Origin of the sequence: Streptomyces sp. NPDC005722 (assembly GCF_040630935.1) — a bacterium.
Taxonomy (GTDB): Bacteria; Actinomycetota; Actinomycetes; order Streptomycetales; family Streptomycetaceae; genus Actinacidiphila.
In genome coordinates, this window is sequence record NZ_JBEXYN010000021.1 from 67,668 (window position 1) to 84,050 (window position 16,383).

16 protein-coding genes are annotated in these 16,383 nt (G+C 73.1%); 9 read left to right on the top strand and 7 right to left on the bottom strand.

All coding sequences use genetic code 11. From position 1 onward, the window contains the following. Positions 1 to 177: 177 nt before the first annotated feature. Complete coding sequence (locus ABZ479_RS23450) at positions 178 to 1,335, bottom strand: PP2C family protein-serine/threonine phosphatase (protein WP_500463404.1); 1,158 nt, start codon at positions 1,333 to 1,335, stop codon at positions 178 to 180. Positions 1,336 to 1,471: 136 nt separating this feature from the next. Here ABZ479_RS23450 and ABZ479_RS23455 point away from each other — a divergent pair, with 136 nt between their 5' ends. The 4 genes from ABZ479_RS23455 to ABZ479_RS23470 all read left to right on the top strand — a co-directional run bounded on the left by ABZ479_RS23455 (position 1,472) and on the right by ABZ479_RS23470 (position 5,440). Then, positions 1,472 to 1,963 carry a MarR family winged helix-turn-helix transcriptional regulator gene (locus ABZ479_RS23455; RefSeq protein ID WP_500463405.1) on the top strand — a complete coding sequence of 164 codons (492 nt, stop codon included), beginning with the start codon at positions 1,472 to 1,474 and terminating at the stop codon, positions 1,961 to 1,963. A 209-nt stretch (positions 1,964 to 2,172) separates the two neighbouring features. Beyond that, complete coding sequence (locus tag ABZ479_RS23460) at positions 2,173 to 3,390, top strand: PP2C family protein-serine/threonine phosphatase (protein WP_500463406.1); 1,218 nt, start codon at positions 2,173 to 2,175, stop codon at positions 3,388 to 3,390. After that, on the top strand, positions 3,387 to 5,000 hold the full coding sequence (locus tag ABZ479_RS23465) for a sensor histidine kinase (protein ID WP_500463407.1): 1,614 nt from the start codon (positions 3,387 to 3,389) through the stop codon (positions 4,998 to 5,000). The genes ABZ479_RS23460 and ABZ479_RS23465 overlap by 4 nt, the downstream gene beginning before the upstream one ends. A 2-nt stretch (positions 5,001 to 5,002) precedes the next feature. Further along, on the top strand, positions 5,003 to 5,440 hold the full coding sequence (locus ABZ479_RS23470) for a response regulator (protein ID WP_499603288.1): 438 nt from the start codon (positions 5,003 to 5,005) through the stop codon (positions 5,438 to 5,440). A 15-nt stretch (positions 5,441 to 5,455) separates the two neighbouring features. Here the strand turns inward: ABZ479_RS23470 and ABZ479_RS23475 are convergent, their stop codons facing one another. Next, complete coding sequence (locus ABZ479_RS23475) at positions 5,456 to 6,283, bottom strand: DUF1206 domain-containing protein (RefSeq protein ID WP_500463408.1); 828 nt, start codon at positions 6,281 to 6,283, stop codon at positions 5,456 to 5,458. A 171-nt stretch (positions 6,284 to 6,454) separates the two neighbouring features. On the opposite strand from ABZ479_RS23475, the gene ABZ479_RS23480 reads away from it, so the two are divergent. After that, positions 6,455 to 6,718 (top strand): GlsB/YeaQ/YmgE family stress response membrane protein, encoded by a 264-nt coding sequence (locus tag ABZ479_RS23480; RefSeq protein ID WP_499602970.1) that lies wholly within the window; start codon positions 6,455 to 6,457, stop codon positions 6,716 to 6,718. A gap of 210 nt (positions 6,719 to 6,928) precedes the next feature. Beyond that, on the top strand, positions 6,929 to 7,465 hold the full coding sequence (locus ABZ479_RS23485; RefSeq protein WP_500463409.1) for a DUF6328 family protein: 537 nt from the start codon (positions 6,929 to 6,931) through the stop codon (positions 7,463 to 7,465). 100 nt (positions 7,466 to 7,565) lie between these two features. Here the strand turns inward: ABZ479_RS23485 and ABZ479_RS23490 are convergent, their stop codons facing one another. From ABZ479_RS23490 to ABZ479_RS23500, 3 genes are all read right to left on the bottom strand, one after another. Next, positions 7,566 to 8,267: a hypothetical protein gene (locus ABZ479_RS23490; protein WP_500463410.1), complete on the bottom strand. Its 702-nt coding sequence runs from the start codon at positions 8,265 to 8,267 to the stop codon at positions 7,566 to 7,568. After that, entirely contained in the window at positions 8,264 to 8,908 is a 645-nt protein-coding gene (locus ABZ479_RS23495; RefSeq protein ID WP_500463411.1) for a hypothetical protein, read from the bottom strand. Before ABZ479_RS23495 ends, ABZ479_RS23490 begins: the two co-directional genes overlap by 4 nt. 143 nt (positions 8,909 to 9,051) lie before the next feature. Continuing rightward, positions 9,052 to 9,459, bottom strand: a complete 408-nt coding sequence (locus ABZ479_RS23500; RefSeq protein ID WP_499602963.1) for an ATP-binding protein — start codon at positions 9,457 to 9,459, stop codon at positions 9,052 to 9,054. 181 nt (positions 9,460 to 9,640) lie between these two features. Between ABZ479_RS23500 and ABZ479_RS23505 the strand changes: the two genes are divergently transcribed. After that, positions 9,641 to 10,510 carry an RNA polymerase sigma factor SigF gene (locus ABZ479_RS23505; protein ID WP_500463412.1) on the top strand — a complete coding sequence of 290 codons (870 nt, stop codon included), beginning with the start codon at positions 9,641 to 9,643 and terminating at the stop codon, positions 10,508 to 10,510. Between the two features lie 78 nt (positions 10,511 to 10,588). After that, entirely contained in the window at positions 10,589 to 11,785 is a 1,197-nt protein-coding gene (locus tag ABZ479_RS23510) for a low temperature requirement protein A (protein ID WP_500463413.1), read from the top strand. Positions 11,786 to 11,839: 54 nt separating this feature from the next. On the opposite strand, the gene ABZ479_RS23515 is transcribed toward ABZ479_RS23510, so the two are convergent. Continuing rightward, a complete protein-coding gene (locus tag ABZ479_RS23515) occupies positions 11,840 to 14,017 on the bottom strand; it encodes a pectate lyase-like domain-containing protein (protein WP_500463414.1) in 2,178 nt (725 codons plus the stop codon). Between the two features lie 419 nt (positions 14,018 to 14,436). On the opposite strand from ABZ479_RS23515, the gene ABZ479_RS23520 reads away from it, so the two are divergent. Beyond that, a complete protein-coding gene (locus ABZ479_RS23520; RefSeq protein WP_500463415.1) occupies positions 14,437 to 14,889 on the top strand; it encodes a hypothetical protein in 453 nt (150 codons plus the stop codon). On the opposite strand, the gene ABZ479_RS23525 is transcribed toward ABZ479_RS23520, so the two are convergent. After that, on the bottom strand, positions 14,837 to 16,336 hold the full coding sequence (locus ABZ479_RS23525; RefSeq protein WP_500463416.1) for a hypothetical protein: 1,500 nt from the start codon (positions 16,334 to 16,336) through the stop codon (positions 14,837 to 14,839). The genes ABZ479_RS23520 and ABZ479_RS23525 overlap by 53 nt on opposite strands. Positions 16,337 to 16,383: the final 47 nt, after the last annotated feature.

Here is a 16,383-nt window from a genome sequence, read left to right on the forward strand (position 1 = left end):
AGCGCGGAGGCGGGAGAGACGTCACAATGCGGTAGGAGCAAGGCCGGGGCCGTGTGGGACCGTCGGGCTCGCTCCGGTCACCCTCTCGTACCTGGACGAAGGTTGGCTGGGCAAACAGTTGCCCTTCGGCAAGAGTCTTCCCCATCGCCCCTCACCAGGCAAGCTCCACCCTGCGGTTCACCGCCAGTCCAGGCACACCACCAGGGCGTCGTCCTCCGCCTCCGGCAGGACGCGGTGGCCCGGCAGTTCACCCAGGATCGCGCGCGGGACGTCCGCGGCCGGGAGCAGCCGGGTGGCCAGCGCCGCACGGGACAGCGCGCGTTCGCCGTACGTCTCGCCGCCGGGCGAGGCGGTCGCGTACACGCCGTCGCTGACCACCAGGAGCCGGTCCCCGGAGCGGACCTCGAAGGGCTGCGGGACGTAGGGGGTGTCCTCGAACATGCCCAGTGGCGACTGCGCCTCGAAGCCGATCCGCTCCACCGCCGAGCCGCGCAGCCGGTAGACGCGCGGCGATCCGGCCTCGACCACCTCGGCCGCGCCGGTCACCAGGTCGAAGCGCATCAGCAGCACCGAGACGTACTGGTCGCCCCGGTGGCGGGCGTAGACGGCCTGGTCGGCGAGCATGGCCTGGTCGGCGAGGGGGACGCCGGCGCGCCGGGCGTTGCGCAGGGCGTTCACGGTGAGGCTGGTCAGCAGGGCGGCCTCGATGCCCTGCCCCATGCCGTTGGTGACGGACAGCGTGAGGTCCGTCGCGGAGGCCGACCAGTCGAAGTTGTCGCCGTGGATGTCGTAGGCGGGCTCCAACTGGGCGCCGAGGGCGTACTCGGGCCGGGCGCAGGCCCGTCCGGGCAGCAGTTCCCACTGCACCTCGGCGGCGAGGGTGAGCCGCTCCCGGCGTCGGGCGTGCAGGTAGCGGTCGGTGTCCCGGTCGGCGACGAGGAGGTGGTGGCCGAGGATCTCCGCGACCTCGGCGAGGTCGCGCACCTCCTCGGGCGCGGGCTCACCGGGGAGGGTGACGCTGAGCACGCCGATCCGGTCGCCGCGCACGCTCACCGGCAGGTGGAGGCGTACGCCGCCGTCGCCCGCCGGCTCGGCGAACGGCTCCTGGGCGCCGAAGGCCCGGCCCTCGGGCGTCGCCGCGAGGGATACGGCGGCCTCCGCGGGCTCGGGGGCGGAGACCGGCTGGAGCGCCGCCAGGCCGTAGTCGGCGAGCAGGACCTCCACGGAGCGGGCCGCGCAGTGGGTGCGCAGGACGTCCGCGAGGGCGGCGGGCAGGGCGTGCGGGGGCGCCGCGCGCAGGGCGCGTTCGGCGGCGAGCGGGGTGTGTCGGTTCACCGGGGTGTGACGGTCCTTCTGGGTCGGTGGGCGGGTCGGTTAGCGTGGTGGCGCGCGGTTTGGCGCGCCCTGTCCTGTCTTCGTCTACCCGCTCGCCGGCGGTATCCCGCGGGCGGCACGCCGTGAGGAGGGTCTCTTGCCCGCCACCGCCGGATCGCAGCGGGACGCCGCCCTGGCCGCGGCGTCGTCCGTGGTCGAGGCACTCGAGGTGCTGTGGGGCCGCGGCAGGGACGCGGGGGACCCTCCCGTGCCGCCCTCGCAGCTGCGCCTGCTGTTCGCGCTGGAGGGCAACGAGGGGATCAACCTGCGGACGTTGTGCGACGTCCTGGGCGCCGGGCCGCCCGCGGTGAGCCGGCTCTGCGACCGCCTGCAGGCGGTGGGCTACCTCACCCGGGACACCAGCCCCACCTCGCGCCGTGAGGTGTGCCTGTGGCTCACCCCGCGCGGCGTCGCCTTCCTCGCCCAGCTGCGGGAACGCCGCGAGCGGGAACTGGCGACGGTCGTGGCGGCGATGCCCGAACGGGCCCGGCGCGCGCTGCTGGAGGGGCTGACCGCGTTCCGTTCGGCCGCCGAGTCGACGGGGCTCGGTGCCGTGCCGGCTGCCGGGGAGCACAGTCACACCGCGTAGCCGTCCGGGGCGTGCCCGTGGGCGGGCTGACGGCGCCCGGACACGTTGGCGTGCGGGCGGCCCTTCGTGCAATTGTTGCGTTCGACTACTGTTGCCAAACGGCAATGATCGAAGATGATCGGCACTGTCCCAAAGGCCACCCGGCCCGGGTGCCGGTCGCGTACGATCCGATCGCCCCACCCGGGGCCACCGCAGGGTGGGGAGACGATGTGGAAGGCAACACGCTGACGCCCCCCGAGGGCGTCGTCCCCAGACAGGGCGACGGCCGGCGAACCCGGCTCGCCGTCCTCCTCGTCGAGGACGACGCGGGGGACGCGCTGCTCGTGGAGGAACTGGTCGCCGACAGCGGGGTGCCCGTCGACCTGCGCTGGGTGCGCACACTGGCCGAAGCCGGCATCGAACTGGCCGCGCGCCCCGCCGACTGCGTCCTGCTCGACCTGCACCTGCCCGACGGCCAGGGCCTCGACGCCCTCGGCCGCGCCCTGTCGCTCACCGACCGCGCCGCCGTCGTCGTGCTCACCGGTCTCGCCGAGGAACGCACCGGCCTGGCCGCGCTGTCCGCGGGGGCCCAGGACTACCTGGTCAAGGGACGCGTCGAGGGCGAACTCCTCGGCCGCGCGCTGCGTTACGCGGTCGAACGCAAGCAGGCCGAACGCGCGGCCGTCGCCCTGCGGGCCAGCCAGATGCGGGCCCAGGAGAACGCCCGCCTGGAGCGGGGGCTGCTCCCACTGCCCATGCTGCGCACCAAGGACGTCACCGTCACGCCCCGTTACCGTCCCGGCCGGGCGGACGCCCTCCTCGGCGGCGACTTCTACGACGTCGTGGAGACCGACGAGGGCGTCGTCCACACCCTCATCGGTGACGTGTCCGGGCACGGGCCCGACGAGGCGGCGCTCGGCGTCGGACTGCGGATCGCCTGGCGCACCCTGGTGCTGACCGGGGTCGAGGGCTCCCGGCAGCTCGCCCTGCTGGAGCAGGTGCTGGTCGCCGAACGCGCCGCCCCGGAGATCTTCGCCACCGCCACCATCCTCACCCTCGCCCCGGACCGCCGCAGCGCCCGTGTGTGGCGGGCCGGGCACCACGGACTGCTCAGCCTGACCCCGGACGGCACCGTCGAGTACGTCGAACCGCCCCGCGGGCCCGCCCTGGGCGTGGTGCCCGGCCAGGGGGACTGGCCCGAGGGCCGGCTGGAACTGCGCCCCGGCCAGTCGCTGATGCTCTTCACGGACGGGCTGTTCGAGGGCCGCACCGACCAGGGACGGCTGGGCGAGGACGGCCTGCTCGCCCTGGCCAGAGCGCACGCCACGCTGCCCGCCTCGGAGTTCGTCGACACCATCATCGCCCGCGCCGAGGCCCTGGCCGCCGACCACGGCGGCCTGGACGACGACCTGGCCGTGGTCCACCTCACCTGGAACGCCTCGTCGTGACGGCCGCCCGCGCGCGGCTGACCGTCCAGGGCTGGATCGTGCTGGTCCTCGCCGCCCTGGGAGTGTTCATGACCGTGGCCGCGGGCGTCGGCTTCACCCAGCTGCGCCGCACGGCGGAGGTCTCGGACCACCTCATCGACCGGGTCTCGCCCGCGCGGGTCGAGGCCTACCGCCTGCAGACCGCCCTGGTGGACCAGGAGACCGGGGTCCGCGGCTACGCCATCACCGGCGACCCGGACTTCCTGGAGCCCTACACCCGCGGCCGCGCCGTCGAGGAGGACGCCGCCCGGCGCACGCGCGGCCTGGTGGACGGCCTGCCCGAACTGGTCCGCGACCTCGACGCGCTGCGGCAGGCCGCCGCCGACTGGCGCCGGCGGTACGCACAGCAGGTCGTCGACCGCACCAAGGCCCTCGGCGGCGGCACCCCCGACGCGGCCACCACCCGCCGGGGCAAGGAGGCCTTCGACCGGGTGCGCGTCCTGTCCGCGGCGCAGGTCCGCCGGCTGGACGCCGAACGCGCCGCCGGGACGCGGCAGCTGGCGGACGCCCGCACCCTGCGGGACCGGGTCTTCGGGCTCATGGTCCTGGCGTTCTTCCTCACCGCCGTCGCGCTCGCGGCCGTGGTGCGGCTGGTGGTCGTCCGGCCGCTGAACCGGCTCCGCGAGGCCGTGCAGGAGGTGTCGGGCGGCGAGTACGACCGCCGCATCCCGGCCCACGGCCCCGCCGACCTGCACGCCGTCGGGACCGCCGTGGAGGGGATGCGGCTGCGCATCGTCACGGAGCTCGGGGAGTCGCGGCGCAAGGCGGAACAGCTGCGCCACGAGGGCGAACTGCGCGAGCTGCAGGCCGGCGAACTGCGCCGCTCCAACGCGGAGCTGGAGCAGTTCGCCTACGTCGCCTCCCACGACCTGCAGGAACCGCTGCGCAAGGTGGCGTCCTTCTGCCAGTTGCTGGAGAAGCGCTACGGCGACAGCTTCGACGAACGCGGCACGCAGTACATCGCCTTCGCCGTCGACGGCGCCAAGCGCATGCAGGTGCTCATCAACGACCTGCTGACGTTCTCCCGGGTCGGGCGGCTGGGCGACGCCAGTGTGCCGGTCGCCCTGGACGAGCCGCTGGACCGCGCGCTGGGCAACCTGTCCGTCGCGATCGAGGAGTCGGACGCCGTCGTCGAGCGGCCGCCCGCGCTGCCCGCCACCGTGGGCGACCCGACCCTGCTGACCATGCTCTGGCAGAACCTGGTGGGCAACGCCGTCAAGTTCCGCGCGGAGGACCGGCCGCCGCGGGTGACCATCACCCTGGACGACCCGGGGACGCCGGACGGTGCGGTGCCCTCGAACGGGGACGGCATGCTCCGCTTCTCCGTCACCGACAACGGCATCGGTGTGGCGCCGGAGTTCGCCGACAAGATATTCGTCATCTTCCAGCGTCTGCACAGCCGCGACAGCTACGGCGGTACGGGCATCGGGCTCGCGCTGTGCAAGAAGATCGTGGAGTACCACGGCGGACGGATCTGGCTCGACCCCGGGCGGCCGGAGGGCACCCGCATCCGCTTCACCCTGCCGGCGACCGCCGAGCGGGAACCCGCACCGGAGGAAGGGTCCGCGTGAACGTGCAGGAACCGGAACCGATCATCGTGCTGCTCGTGGAGGACGACCCCGGCGACGAACTGATGACGCGCGAGGCGTTCCAGGAGAACAAGGTCCGCAACGTCCTGCACGTCGTACGGGACGGCGAGGAGGCCCTCGACTTCCTCAACCGGCGCGGCGCCCACGCCGGTGCGCCGCGCCCCGGGCTGATCCTCCTCGACCTCAACCTGCCCCGCTTCGACGGCCGCCAGGTGCTCGCCGAGATCAAGGCCGACGCCGACCTGTGCACCATCCCGGTCGTCGTCCTCACCACCTCCGAGGCCGAGGAGGACATCCTGCGCAGCTACAAACTGCACGCCAACGCGTACGTGACCAAGCCGGTGGACTTCGACCGGTTCATCGACGTGGTCCGCCAGATCGACGACTTCTTCGTGACGGTGGTGAAGCTCCCGGGCCGTTGACCCGGCCGGCGCGGTTCAGACCTGCCGCCAGCGGGCCATCGCCCAGGAGAACACCCCGAACAGCGCCAGGCCCACCGCGATCACCGCCAGCAGCCACGGCCCGGCCGGGGTGTCCCGGAACGTGCGCAGCGTGTCGTCCAGGCCCTTCGCCCGGTCCGGGTCGAAGCGCACCGCCGCGACGACGACGAAGCAGCCCGCGGCGGCGAACACCACGCCCCGGCTGGTCCCGCCGGCGACCCCGAGGAAGTCGACCACCTTGCGGACCCGCGGTGACATCGCGCCGGTCCGCAGGTGCTTGCGGAAGCGCCGCATGATCGCCCGCACCGCGATCCACGCCCCGGCCCCCGCGAGGGCCAGGCCCGCCGCGCCCACCAGCCAGCGGCCCATGGGCCAGCCCAGGGCGTGCGCGGTGACGTCCTTCGAGGTCTCGTCACTCGAACCGCCGGCGGAGGAGCCGTTCACCGCGAAGGTCACCACGGAGTACGTCACGAAACCGTAGAACACCGCGCGGGCCCCGGACATCAGCCGCTTGCCGGCCTTGTCCCCGTCCGGTCCCGCCGCACCGAACACGGCTTCCGACAACCGCCACAGCGTCATCCCGGCGAACCCCACCGCCAGGGCCCAGACCAGGAACCCGCCGAAGGGTTGGTCCGCGAGCTGGGCCACCGCGCCGCCCCGGTCGGCCTGTTCACGCGACCCGTCGAAGGCGACCCGCAGCGCCAGCACCCCGAGCAGTGCGTAGATGACCCCCCGCGCTGTCAGGCCCGCCCGCGCCCCGGCGCGGATCGCCTTCCTCCCCTGCGTCCCGGGCCGTACCGCGCCCGCACCCACCGTCGTGTCCACTCCGGCCTCCCTGCCCCGACTGCCTTCGGTGCACCGGGTGCCCCGTCGCGGCCGGAACACACCCGGCGACCGGGCGCCGGGTGGGCTGCGTGGAGTGTCCGACCGGGGGTATCCGCGTGGTGCGAACACACTTCCGGCCAGGCGCCGGACGAAGCTGGGGTTGAGGTGGAGATGGAGATCTCGAGCATCATCAGTGCCATCGTGATCGGTCTGATCATCGGTGTGCTGGGGCGTCTGGTGGCGCCGGGGCGGCAGCCGATCGGAGTGCTGTGGACGATCGTCGTCGGCATCGTCGCGGCCTTCATCGGCAGCGCGATCGCCCAGGGGGTCGGCGTCGCCGACACCGACGGCGTCGACTGGATCGAGTGGCTGATACAGATCGGCCTCGCGGCCGTCGGAGTGAGCCTGCTGTCGCGGAGCAGGTCGCGGCGGTGAGCGCCGCGGGGGGGGGGCGCCCGGCGGGGGCGGCGCCGCGCCGGGGGGGGGGGGGGGGCGCCGGGGGCCCCGCGCCCGGCGGGCCGGCGGTCCGGCCGCCCCCGCGGGGGCGGCCGGACCGCGTTCGGGACGGCGGCCGGACCGGTCGCCGTCCCTCGGCGTGCCCGGGGCTCGACGCGCGCCACGGGGGCGGCCGGTGGTAAGTCAGCCATGAGACGCACGATCGACCAGTGGGAGGGTGCCGTGCCCAGTGACGACGAGGACGGCCGGACCGGCCCGGCGACCGGGCGTGACGAGACCGAGGAGGAGCGCGCCGACCGGAAGTGGGGAGAGCTCATCCAGGAGGTGCGGGTCGCCCAGACGGGCGTGCAGATCCTCTTCGGTTTCCTGCTGACCGTCGTGTTCACCCCGCACTACCAGCGGCTCGGGACGACCGACCACACGATCTACATCGTCACCGTGGTGCTCGGCGCCTGCGCGACCGGGGCGCTGATCGGCCCGGTCTCCTTCCACCGGATCGTCTCCGGGAGCCGCATCAAGCCGCAGGCGGTGCGCTGGGCCTCGCGGCTCACCTTCGTCGGGCTCGTGCTGCTGCTGGCCACGATGACCTCGGCGCTGCTGCTGGTGCTGCGCGCCGCCACCCACGACGACTTCGTCCCGTGGCTCGTCGCCGGCGTCCTGGTCTGGTACCTGGTCTGCTGGTACGGGCTGCCGCTCTGGGCCCGGTACCGTCACGCGGGCGACTGACCGGTGCGCGCAGAACGCGGTGGCCGGGAGACCTCGGGTCTCCCGGCCACCGCGTTCCTGTCGTTCAGGTCACGTGCGTTTCGTGCGCACGTCACGGTCCTCAGACGTGCAGGACGCGGTCGACGAGGTCGCGGTAGCCCTGCAGGGCCACGCGCAGCTTCTCGGTGTCGCCGCCGTCGTGCCCGCCGGCCCGCCAGCCCGTGCGCAGTTCCTCGCGCCGGCCGCGCAGTTCGCCGATCAGCCGCTCGGTGGCCTCACCGAGGACCTCGTCGGCCTCCTCCACGGCGTGGCGCGGCTCGTCGACGAAGCCGCCGACCGCGTGCTGGAGCCGCTGCCGCAGCTTGTCCCCCGTGCCGTCCGGCCGTGCCGGCGTGCCGGGGGCGGGCACCCGCTCGTCCCGCGCCGGACGCGGGGCGGCCGCGGGCCGGTCAGGGGCGCCGGGCCCCTCCGCCGCCGATGACGTGCCGCCGGCGGTCTTCGCGGCGCCCGCCTGCTCCTCGCCGTCCTCGGGCCGCGACCATCCGGCGGGCCGGCGCGCGGCGGGCGGTTCGGCCTTCTCCTGGGCGCCGCGCCGCGCGGGGGACTTCGGCGTGCCGGGGGTGCGTCCGGCGGATGCGTTGCGTTCCTCGCGTCCGGCGCCGTCCGTCGCCGTGGCGGGGGTGCCGGTGGTGTCGGTCCGGTCGGGGGTGTCGGTCCGGTGGGACGTGCCGGTGGCGTCGGTCCGATCGGACGTGCCGGTGGCGTCGGTACGGTCCGGCACGTCGTCCCGGTCGGTGTCGTGGTGCTCGTGCGTGGGGTTCATCGGCTGCTCCAGGAGGGGAGGTGGAAGCGGTGGGAGCCGCGTCGGCCGGAGCCCGGTCCACCCGCGCCGTCCTCGCGCGAGGCGGTGCGGGGCTCCTTGTCCACCGCGATGAGGTCGTCGAACAGCGCCCGGGCGCCGAGCAGCCGCGCGCGCAGTTCCTCGGTGTCCGCCGCGGCGCGGTCACCGTCGTTGCGGGTCTCCGCGACCCCGCGCAGGTCGCGGTAGGCCTGGAGGTGCCGCGGGCGGTGGACCGACAGGGCGTCGATCTGCTCGCCCGAGCCGTGCTCCGGGAACCCGCGGTCGTGCGCCAGCCGGTCCAGCAGCAGCGACGCGTCCTGGACCGCCTGGGCGGGGGAGTCGACGAACCGCTCCTGAAGGGCGGCCCACTCGACGCGGTACTCCTCGGTCTGACGTGCACTCAGCGGCTCCGGGTCCAGGCCGCCGTGCCGGTCTACGCGCTCCTGCAGTTCCCGGTGCGCCGCCTCCGTGTCGCCGTCGTGCCGGGCGACCGTGCGTTCGTACTCCGGCCCGAAGCGTCGCCTGAACCGTCCCGTGCCGCCGCCGCGCCGCTGCGTGGCGACCGCGGCGAGGGCGATCAGGACAACGACGACGACCGCCCCGATGATGATGCCCGTGGTCATGGTGTCTGCCTCCCGGGGGCCGTCGTCCGGCCCCGACGCTCGAACTGACCGTGGTGCGGGTCTCCTTGCACCAAAGGTGCGTGTTACCGCAATCCGTTCGCCCACACGTACGACGTCGTGGCGGGGGCCGGGGGAGCGGCGCGTCAGCGCGGCAGGTGCACGTGGATGACCTTGCCGCCCGCGCGCAGCAGCGTCACCCGGACGTCCCGGGCCAGCCGCCGCACCAGGCGCAGCCCGTAGCCGCCGGGCAGGAAGTGGTCGGACGGCGGCGGCGCGGCCGGCAGCTCGTCGTTGTGGTCCTGGACGGACACGCGGATCGCGTCCTGCGCCGCCTCCACGTCGAGGCCCGCCAGCCCGCCGCCGTACCGGAAGGCATTGGTGACCAGTTCGGAGACGACCAGCAGGCAGTCCTCGACACGCTCCGGATCGACGTCCTTGAGTCTGGTCCGGGCGAAGTCACGAGCCTCGCCGATGGTGGTGGGCAGCGTCCGCTCCGCGGTGGTGGGCCGCAGGAGCCCCCCGCCCTCCGCGTCTAGGTCAATGATGTACACGCACGATCACCCCGTAGGCATCATCGGTCCCTCTCTGGTCTGCCCGGGCCGGCCGGTCCTACGCTGCCGCCGGCGGGATTCACGTCCTTCCGGGATCGGGGGGAATGCTTCCGCGCGGAGGGGGTACCCGAGGGGCAACGTACGAACACGACGCAGAGGTGCAGAGGTGCGAGGAGGAGCCGTGATCGCCGAGGTGAGCGGGACGAGCACCGGGGTCGAGAGCCCCGAGGTCGACGTACTGCCGCAGATCACCGACCCGAGCAGCGTGGCTCCCACGAGCGCGCGCCGCCTGTCGAAGCTCTTCCTCGAGCGCCTGACGGTGCTCGAGGAGGGCACCCACGAGTACCAGTACGCCCGCAACACCCTCATCGAGATGAACATGTCGCTCGTGAGGTTCGCGGCCAAGCGCTTCCGCGAGCGCAGCGACGAGATGGAGGACATCGTCCAGGTCGGGACGATCGGGCTGATCAAGGCCATCGACCGGTTCGACATCTCGCGCGAGGTGGAGTTCACCACCTTCGCGGTGCCGTACATCGTCGGTGAGATCAAGCGCTTCTTCCGCGACACGACCTGGGCCGTGCACGTGCCGCGCCGCCTCCAGGAGCGCCGGGTGGAACTCGCCCGCGCGCGGGACGAGCTGTCCTCCCGGCTGGGCCGTGCCCCGAAGGTGGGCGAGCTCGCGGCGCTGATGGACATCTCCGAGGCCGAGGTCGTCGAGGCCCAGGTGGCCTCCAACGGTTACACCGCGTCCTCCCTGGACGCCGCCATGAACGGCGACGACGGCGACGACGGCGAGACCGTGCTCGCCGACTTCATCGGTGCGGTCGACCCCGCCATGGAACTGGTCGAGGACCTCGGCTCGCTCGCCCCGCTCGTCGTGGAACTCGACGAGCGCGACCGGCGGCTGCTCCACCTGCGCTACGTGGAGGAACTGACGCAGTCCCAGATCGGCGAGATCATGGGGTGCACGCAGATGCACGTCTCCCGGCTGCTCTCGCGCACCCTGGCCCGGCTGCGGGCCGGAATGCTCCAGGACGGCAGCACCGGCTGACCTCCGCCCCGTCCCCCGTCGCGTGCCCGCGCCCGGTCCTCCGGGCGCGGGCACGTGCGCAGCGCCTACGATGCGCGGATGACCGATCACGATCAGGCGGTGCCGGACCGCCGCTTCCGCCCGCTGGTCCGGATGACGCCCCGCGACCCGCACGAGCCGCACCGGGTCGCCACCCCGCTGGAGCTGTTCTTCGACCTCTGCTTCGTGGTGGCGGTGGCGCAGGCCGGCGCGCGGCTGGTGCACGCGGTCGCCGAGGGGCACGCAGGGCAGGGTGTCCTCGGCTACTGCCTGGTCTTCTTCGCGATCTGGCTGGCGTGGCTGAACTTCACCTGGTTCGCCTCGGCCTTCGACACCGACGACGTGCCCTACCGCATCGCCACCTTCGTCCAGATCACCGGCGTCCTGGTCCTGGCGGCCGGGGTCCCCCGTGCCTTCGACGCCAACGACTTCTCGATCGCCGTGGCCGGCTACGTCATCATGCGCGTCGCACTGGCCTTCCAGTGGCTGCGCGCGGCACGCAACGCGACCGGACCGGCACGGACCACGGCGCTGAGCTACGCCGCCGGACTCGTCGTCGTCCAGGTGGGATGGGTCGTCCTGCTGCTGCAGCCCGTGGGCGGGCTGTGGTACTGGGGCTTCCTGATCCTGGCCGTCGCGGAACTGGTGGTTCCCGTCTGGGCCGAGCGGGCGCAGCGCACCACCTGGCACCCGCACCACATCTCCGAGCGCTACGGCCTCTTCACCCTCATCGTGCTCGGTGAGTCGGTGGCCGCCGCGACGGTGGCCGTGCAGTCGGCCGTCGACGAGTTCTCCGCGCTCGGCGAGTTGCTGCCGGTCGGCCTCGGAGGACTGCTCATCGTGTTCTCCGCCTACTGGCTGTACTTCGCCATCCCCGTCCACCAGCACCTCACCAGCAGCGCGCGGGCGTTCCTGTGGGGCTACGGGCACTACCTCGTCTTCGGCTCGGCCGCCGCCATCGGGGCGGGGCTGGAGGTGGTGGTCGAGCAGGCCGTGCACAAGGCGCACATCTCGCAGACGGCCGCCGCGACCGCCGTCACGGTGCCGACCGCGCTCTTCCTGCTGACGGTCTGGCTGATCCACTCCCGCAGCGCCAAGCGCGGGTTCGCCGAGCACGCGGTGCTGCCCGTCTGCGCCCTGTTGGTGCTGGCGAGCACCTTCTGCGGGAGCGCGGCGGTGCCGCTGGCGGGGGCCGCCATGGCGGCGGCGGTCGCCGTGGGCGAACTGCTGCACTCCCGCCACCGGCCGGCCGCCTGAGGACGGCGGACAGGGGTGCCCCGCCGCAGGACGGGGCACCCCTGCCCGGAGCCGTCAGGGGAACGAGACCACCGTGGACGGTACGGTCGAGGTGCCCGAGGTCGCGGCACCGGTGCCGTTGATGACGTGGTCGTACTGGCCCATGCCGCCCAGCGAGACCACCAGGACGTCGTGCATCTTGATCCCGGACTTCACCGGGACCTCGAAGCCGTGGTCCATGCGGATCGTCGGATCGGTGGTGAAGTTGCAGTAGCTGCCCAGGCCCCAGGCCTCGTGGGTGTTGACCGAGTCGTCCACCTTGTAGGCGGCCCAGCCCTTCGTGGCGCCGTTCTGGATGGCGGCCTGGTTGGGGGCGTCGTAGGCGATCTCGTTCTGGAAGAAGACCGTCCGGCCCCGCTCGCCGCTCCACTGGACGTCGTACTTCTTGAAGTGCTCGACGAACAGGCCGGTGGCCAGGACGTCGTCGCCGTTCACGCGCAGGCCGTAGTCGGCCGGGTTGGTGTCCCAGCCCACGCCGGCGCCGTGGTCGGCGCGCCAGATCCAGGTGTGGTCGATGATGGTGTCGTCGCTGTTGACCTCCATGCTGGTGGTCGCCTTGCCCGGGCCGGCCCCGCCGATCCGGATGAAGACGTCCTGCACGGTCGTCGGGTTGGCGGCGTGGTCGGCGGCCGCGCCCTGCGGGCCGACCTGGAGCAGCACCTGGGAGTTGGCCGCGCCGGCGTCGATCAGGAAGCCGGCCAGCTTCACGCCGTCGACGTCGGCGACCTTCATCGCCGTCACGCCGTTGTCGGGGATGACCGTGGCGAGGCCGAGGCCGAGCACGACGGTGTTGGCGCGGGTCACGTTGATGGTCTGGTCGACGTGGTAGACGCCCGGGGTGAACAGCAGGTTCAGGCCCTGGGCGAGAGCGGCGTTGATGGTCGCGGCCGTCGCGCCCGGCTTGACCACGTAGAACTGGCTCAGCGGGATCGAGGAGCCCTGCGGCGCGCCGTTGCCCCAGCTGGTGCCGCGGGCGTTGGTCCGCTTGGCCGGGACGAACACCTTGTAGTCGTTGCCGTCGAGGTAGAGGAAGGGCTTCTCACGGGAGACGGGGGTGGTGTCGAGCGTGGTGTACGGCGGGTTGGGGAAGCTCTGCGCCGGGGCACCCTGCACACCGGAGAAGACCATGTTCCACACGCCGTTGGTCCAGCCGCCGACCGAGCTCTCGCGGGTGTACCACTGCTGCTGCGAGTACGGGCCCACGGTGCCGTCGATCTTGCTGTCGGCGATGTAGCCGCCGCTGGCCCAGCCGTAGCCGTTGGGCGCGAGGTTGAGGCCGCCCTTGACGTGCATGCGCCGGAAGGGCGCGGCCTGGGCGACGGCCCAGCGGTCGGTGCCGTTGACGGGGTTGAGGGCGAGGTTCTCCGCCGAGCGCCAGAAGTTCTGGGTGGCGTTGCCGTTGAACCAGCCGGCGTCCACGGTCACGTCGCCGTTGAAGGTGGTGTCGTCGGGGGAGAGGCCGAGCCCGGCGATCGAGGTGTAGAAGCCGATGTTGGCGTTGATGTTGTTGTAGGTGCCGGGCTTGAAGAGCAGCGCGTAGCGGCCGGTGCCGAACTGCGCCGACTCCTGCTGCTGGAAGACCTGGTCCAGCTTGGCCTGGATGCCCGGCGTGGAGGGGTCGAAGACCAGGACGTTGGGGCCGAGGTCGCCGCCGCCGGGGATCACCGGGCCGGTGCCGCCGTCGGTGGTGTGCACGGCCAGCTCCCACAGCGAGTAGCCGTAGCCGGTGGCACGGGTGGTGCCGTACACGCGCAGGTAGCGGCCGGTGCCGCTGACGGCACGGGTCTCGGTGCCGCCGGGGCCGGTGGTGGTGGAGGCGACGGTGGTCCAGTCGGTGCCGTTGACGGAGAGCTGGATCTGGTAGGCCTTGCCGTAGGCGGCCTCCCAGTTCAGCACGACCTCGCAGACGGTCTGTGAGCTGCCGAGGTCCACCTGGATCCACTGGGGGTCGCTGAAGGCGCTGGACCAGCGGGTGCCGGCGTTGCCGTCGACGGCGTTGGCGGCGGTGAAGGAGCCGTTCTCGGAGGAGGAGGCGGTGGCGGTCCTGCCCTGTGCGGCGTTGGCGGTGCCGCAGGCGGCGGCGTGGGCCCCGGTGAGGGGGCCGGCCGGGACGGTGATCAGGGCGAGCAGGACCGCCAGCAGGGCGATCAGCCAAAGGGGTCTGCGGCGGGCGGCGTTGACTTCGGGTCTCATAGGAACTCCTGTGTCAGCCTCACGACTTAATTTAGGGCGTGAGTTAAGACGTGACAGAAGTCGCGGTCAAGAGTCCTCGCAGAAAGTGTTTCTGACGGATCGGCGGCTCGGCCGCCGCTGTGCGCACGGGTATGGCTGTGACCTGCAAGGAGTCGCAACCGTTCGGGACTTGAACGCGGAAAGGTCCATCCGGGCCTCCGCAAGCGTTCCGCACCAATCTTGACGTGAAGTCTTGACGGCACCCGGACCGCTCGATTGACTGCCGCCGCAGCGGCCGGAACCGGCTCGGGCGCCGGTTCCGGCCGCTGCCACCACCATGCCGCCCCACGCCCCCCGCCCCCCGCCCTCCGGGCCCGCGCCGAGCAGAAGGGCCGGTTCCACGGGTCCCACAAATGATCTTCACGGGTTAGACTCCGCGGGTGTCCGAACTCCGCACACTGGTCGCCGGATTCCGGCAGGCGATCGTCGACTGCCCCGATCCGGGACTGGTCTCCCTGGAGCGCTTCCCGCACGGTTCCTGCGGGGACGCCTCGATCCTCCTCGGTCAGTACCTGTACGAGAACGGCCAGGGGGTGTGGACCTACGTCAGCGCCTGGGAGAACCGCGCCACCCACGCGTGGATCGAGAAGAACGGCCTGCGCGTCGACATCACCGCCGACCAGTTCGACGGGGTCGACACCCCCGTGATCATCGCCTCCGGGGGTGGCTGGCACGACCGCTTCACGGTCGACCCGACGGCCGCCCACGGCGCCCTCATCGACGTCCGCGAGGAGTACGCCCGGCGTGAACTGCGCGACGCCTACGGCCGGTTGACCGACTTCATCCGGTGGCATCCGCCGGCAGCGGAAGGCTCGCCACCAGCCGGAGCATGACGGCGTGCGCCAGCGCCGGGTTGGCCGCCGCGTGGTGCGCCAGTTCGACGTCGTCGAGCAGCTCCGCGAGCCGGGCGGCCGGGAGGTTCGGATGGCGTGCCCCGGCCTCCCGCACACCGGGATCGGGGTCCCGGGTCAGCCGGTCGACCGTCCCCGCACCGGCCGCCGGGTCCCGGGCGGCCAGGGCGCGGACGGCCGGGTCCTCGTGCCGGGCGAACCGCGCGAGCCCTGCGGTGGGGAACCCCGGGCGGGTGAGCAGGTGTTCACGCTCGTGACCGGTGTACTCCAGGAAGGCGCTCAGCAGCAGCTCGGCCGGCGCCTCCGGATGGTTCTGCGCGAGCAGTACGCGCACGCCGAGGTCCTCGTCCGCGGCCAGCCGTGCCACCAGGTCGGCCGGCAGGCTCTCATCGCCGGCGGCGCGCCGCCGCAGCAACGGGTGGGCGGACAGGGCGTCACGGCGCACCTCGGCGGGGTCCCGCGGCACCACGCTTTGGAACGTCCATCCGAAAGTGCCGCCCACCGGCACCTCGTAGTCGATCGCCGCGCGTTCCGCCTCGCTGAGCGCCGGATGCACGGAGAGTGCGAGGCGCACCCGCGGATCGGCGTCCGCGGCGAGCACCCGGCGTTCCTCCGGCCCGAGGTCGGAGCGGTACGCGATCTGCTCCCGCACCTCCGGGTCCGCGTCGGCGGCCAGCAGGGGCACCACATCGGCGGGAAGGGTGGTGTTGCCCGCGATCATCCACCGGTCCGCCTTGCCCACGGGGGTGTTGAGCACACTCTCCACGACGCCCCGGCTCAGGGCGCAGTTCAGCAGCGCGTGGGTCCGCCCATGGCACGGCCGGTCGGGCAGCCCCCGCTCCACCCACGCCGGGTCCTCGGACTGCAGACGGCGCCGCACCGCGTCCCGTACCTCGTCGTCCGGATCCGCCAGAAGGGCTTCGCGTGCCTCGTCCGGCACGCCGCGCCAGGCGACACCCATCTGCCGGACCTTCGGCTCCGGATGGGTGCGCATCGACTCCATCAGCCCGGGGGAGGCCTGGCGGTAGAGGGTGTTCAGGAATTCCGGTTCGTAGGTCAGGATCATGTGGACGACGGCCCGGTCCGGGAGCGGCCTGGGGGGCACGCCCCACGGCGTCCGGGGGGCCTCGGCCAGGTGCGCCCGCACGAACCACTCCGGGTCGTACAGCAGCCGCGCCCGCTGGGCCGGTTCGGCGTGCGGACTGCGGGCGAGGAAGCTGCGGGTGTACCTGTCGGGGTGGCGGACGACGGCGTCGACCACGGCGTCCGGCAGTGTCCGGTCCCGGCACAGCACCATCCGTGCCGCGGGCGGGCCGTCGGCGAGCAGTCGCAGGAGGACGTCCTCGGGGGCCGCGGGGTTGAGCGCCAGGCCGGCGAGCCGGCGTGCGGGAAGGCCCGCGGCCTCCCAGATCCCATCGGGTGTGATCATGTAATCTGTGCTTCCTCTCGGCAGGGGCCGGCCACCGTTTCCGCGCA

What these genes read in the sequence shown, in the direction of transcription:
- ABZ479_RS23480 (WP_499602970.1), top strand. Translation starts at nt 6,455, where the DNA reads ATGGAGATCTCGAGCATCATCAGTGCCATCGTGATCGGTCTGATCATC.
- ABZ479_RS23485 (WP_500463409.1), top strand. Translation starts at nt 6,929, where the DNA reads ATGAGACGCACGATCGACCAGTGGGAGGGTGCCGTGCCCAGTGACGAC.
- ABZ479_RS23490 (WP_500463410.1), bottom strand. Translation starts at nt 8,267, where the DNA reads ATGAACCCCACGCACGAGCACCACGACACCGACCGGGACGACGTGCCG.
- ABZ479_RS23495 (WP_500463411.1), bottom strand. Translation starts at nt 8,908, where the DNA reads ATGACCACGGGCATCATCATCGGGGCGGTCGTCGTCGTTGTCCTGATC.
- ABZ479_RS23510 (WP_500463413.1), top strand. Translation starts at nt 10,589, where the DNA reads ATGACCGATCACGATCAGGCGGTGCCGGACCGCCGCTTCCGCCCGCTG.
- ABZ479_RS23515 (WP_500463414.1), bottom strand. Translation starts at nt 14,017, where the DNA reads ATGAGACCCGAAGTCAACGCCGCCCGCCGCAGACCCCTTTGGCTGATC.
- ABZ479_RS23525 (WP_500463416.1), bottom strand. Translation starts at nt 16,336, where the DNA reads ATGATCACACCCGATGGGATCTGGGAGGCCGCGGGCCTTCCCGCACGC.